The organism is Dietzia sp. DQ11-44 (genome assembly GCF_014145205.1).
GTDB classification, from domain to species: domain Bacteria; phylum Actinomycetota; class Actinomycetes; order Mycobacteriales; family Mycobacteriaceae; genus Dietzia; species Dietzia natronolimnaea.
Genome location: NZ_JAALEC010000439.1, coordinates 1 through 2,670, shown reverse-complemented (window position 1 = coordinate 2,670; position 2,670 = coordinate 1). Strand labels below are relative to the sequence as shown.

General features: G+C 73.5%; 3 protein-coding genes. All 3 read right to left on the bottom strand.

What is annotated here, in order from left to right:
• On the bottom strand, positions 1 to 244 hold a 244-nt coding region (locus G6018_RS11440), incomplete at its 3' end, for a tRNA (adenosine(37)-N6)-threonylcarbamoyltransferase complex ATPase subunit type 1 TsaE (RefSeq protein WP_182639651.1).
• Positions 241 to 1,602: an alpha/beta hydrolase gene (locus tag G6018_RS11435; protein ID WP_241731542.1), complete on the bottom strand. Its 1,362-nt coding sequence runs from the start codon at positions 1,600 to 1,602 to the stop codon at positions 241 to 243. The genes G6018_RS11440 and G6018_RS11435, both read right to left, overlap by 4 nt.
• On the bottom strand, positions 1,599 to 2,670 hold a 1,072-nt coding region (gene alr, locus G6018_RS11430), incomplete at its 5' end, for an alanine racemase (protein WP_182639650.1). The genes alr and G6018_RS11435, both read right to left, overlap by 4 nt.

Here is a 2,670-nt window from a genome sequence, read left to right as displayed (position 1 = left end):
TCCCGGGGCCGTCCGGGGTCCCGGGGGCGTGCCGCCGGGCGATCACGAAGGTCGGGGAGGTCACCCGGCCGCGGACACCGAGGCCGGCGGCGATCCCTGTGGTGAGGGCGGTCTTCCCGGCGCCGAGTGGCCCGTCGAGCACCACGACGTCACCGGCCCGGAGCAGCCCCGCCAGTTCGACGCCGAGCGCACGGGTGTCGTCCACCGTCGGCAGTGTCCGCTCCCCCGGGACCCCGATCGTCACGACGCCGCGCTACGGCGCGCCGACGGGCCGCTGCGGGACGACGGGCCACTGCGGGAGGACGGGCCGCTGCGGGAGGACGACCCGGTGCCCCTCGACGATCCTGAGCCACTCGACGATCCGGTGCCCTTCGACGATTCGGTGCCGCTCGACTTCTCCCGCGTGCGTGCGCGCCACTCGACGATGGCGTCCGCGATGAGGTCGCCGAGGACCTCCGACACGTGCGCGGGCTCCTCCAACATCACCATGTGCCCCGCTCCGGGGACCACCACGAACTCGGCGTCCGGCAGCGCCTCGGCGATGTCCACCGAGCGGTCGAGGGGGGTGAGCAGGTCGCGGTCCCCGCACAACACCGTGGTGCGCACGTCGCGGAGCACGGGCACGGCCGCGGACTCGTCGTGCTGGGTGAGGGTCTCGAAGAAGTTCGCGATCGTCAGGACGTCCGTCGAGGCGATGAGCTTGTCCACGAACCTGGCGACGGTCGGGCTCATCTTGGCCGGGTCGCCGAACGAGCCGCCGTAGATGAACGGCGAGATGATCGCCCCGAGGGCCCTGCGGCTGCTGGTGAACACCGCGGGCGTGCGGCCGGCGAGGCCCACGAATCTGCTGACGGCCCTGCTGTCGAGCACGGCACCCAGGCCCGACTCCGACAGTTCCGCCATCGCCGTGGCGACCAGCCCCACGCCGAGCACGCGCTCGCGGACCGCGTCCTCGTGGCGGACGGCGTAGCCGAGGACCGTCATGCCCCCCATGGAGTGGCCGATCGCCACGATCGGGCCGGTCGGCGCCGTGGCGGAGATCACCGAGTTGAGGTCGGACGCCAGCTGGGCGATGGTCGAGTTGTCGCGCGAGCTCTTGCCGCTGAGTCCGTGACCGCGCTGATCGTAGAAGACCAGGCGGACCTCGGAGCCGAATCGGTCCTGGAGGTGCCGGCGCTGGAAGTGCCAGGAGTCCATCGACAGCGTGTACCCGTGGGCGAACACCACGGTCATCGGCGCATCGGTCGGTCCGGCCTCCCGCACCGCGAGCGGGACACCGTCCGAGGCGGCGACCATCGAACCCCGGTCGACCCCGAGCTCCCACATGTCCTCGCCGGCCCACGGGTCACTTGCCCGGCGTCCCGGGAGGAGCGTGCCCACGGATCCGATCGTCGCGGCGCCGAGGGCGCTCAGACCCGCGGCGAGACCGCCCGGGGCCCGGATCTGCTCCTCGACGGACTCGGCGTCCCCGGTCTCCCCGCCCACCAGTTCGGGTGACCGGACCTCGACGGGATCCCCCGCAGCGGACCGGGAAGGGCGCCGGGGCCACCGGAGCCGGGGCATCGACCTCCGGCGCCCGGGCGAGTCGTCTTCTCCACTCATAGCGAACCCTCCCTCTGCCCGCCGCTGGCGTGGCGGGCCCCGAGAACGTGCTGGCGCACCGCTCGGCCTCGGACGGCTGTGACGACCTCGTAGTGGATGGTCCCGAGGGTGCGGGCCCACTCGGCGGCGGTGGGGCCCCCGTCGGAGCCGGTACCGAACAGGACGGCGGTGTCCCCCGCGCGGACCGAGTCGCCCGGGTCCGGTCCCAGGTCGACGACGAACTGGTCCATGCAGACGCGGCCGACGTTCGGGTACCGGCGTCCGTGGATCGACACGTCGAGCCTGCCCGAGAGCAGTCGCCACACCCCGTCGGCGTACCCCGCCGCCACGAGGGCCACCGTGGTGTCCCGCGGGGCGTGCCACGTGTGCCCGTAGCTCACCCCCTGACCGGCGGCGATGCGCTTGACCATCAGGACCTCGGCGGAGAACGTCATGGCCGGGACCAGCTCCGCCTCGAGACCGTCGACCGGGTTGAGCCCGTAGAGGGCGATCCCGGGGCGGACCATCTCGAAGCCGTCGTCCGGGCGGGTCAGGGTGGCCGCGGAGTTGGCGTGGTGGTTGACCGGGCACCGCACCCCGCGGGCGCGGGCCTGCGCCACGCACGCGTGCAGACGGTCGACCTGCTGGTCGATCACCGGGTTGCCCGGATCGTCGGCGTGCGCGAAGTGCGCCATCAGCCCGGTCACCTCGATGAGGCCCTCGTCGGAGGCGGCGACCAGCCGGTCGAGCAGGGAGGGCCACTCGTCGAGGGTGATGCCGGAGCGGGCGAGCCCGGTGTCGATCTTGGGGGTCACCCTGGCGCGGCGGCCGGTACGCCGGGCGGCGTCGAGAACGGTGTCGAGGTGGCCCGGGCTCGGGATCGCCAGGTCCACATCCGCCTCGAGCGCCACGCCGACGTCGTCACCCACCCCGAACAACCAGGCCAGGATCTCGGCGTCGATGCCCGCGTCACGCAGCTGCACCGCCTCGGCGATCGTCGTGACGCCCAGCGCGTCCGCCCCACCGCGCAGCGCAGCGAGCGAGACCGGCACGGCGCCGTGGCCGTAGGCGTCCGCCTTCACCACCGCC

What these genes read in the sequence shown, in the direction of transcription:
- G6018_RS11435 (WP_241731542.1), bottom strand. Translation starts at nt 1,602, where the DNA reads ATGAGTGGAGAAGACGACTCGCCCGGGCGCCGGAGGTCGATGCCCCGG.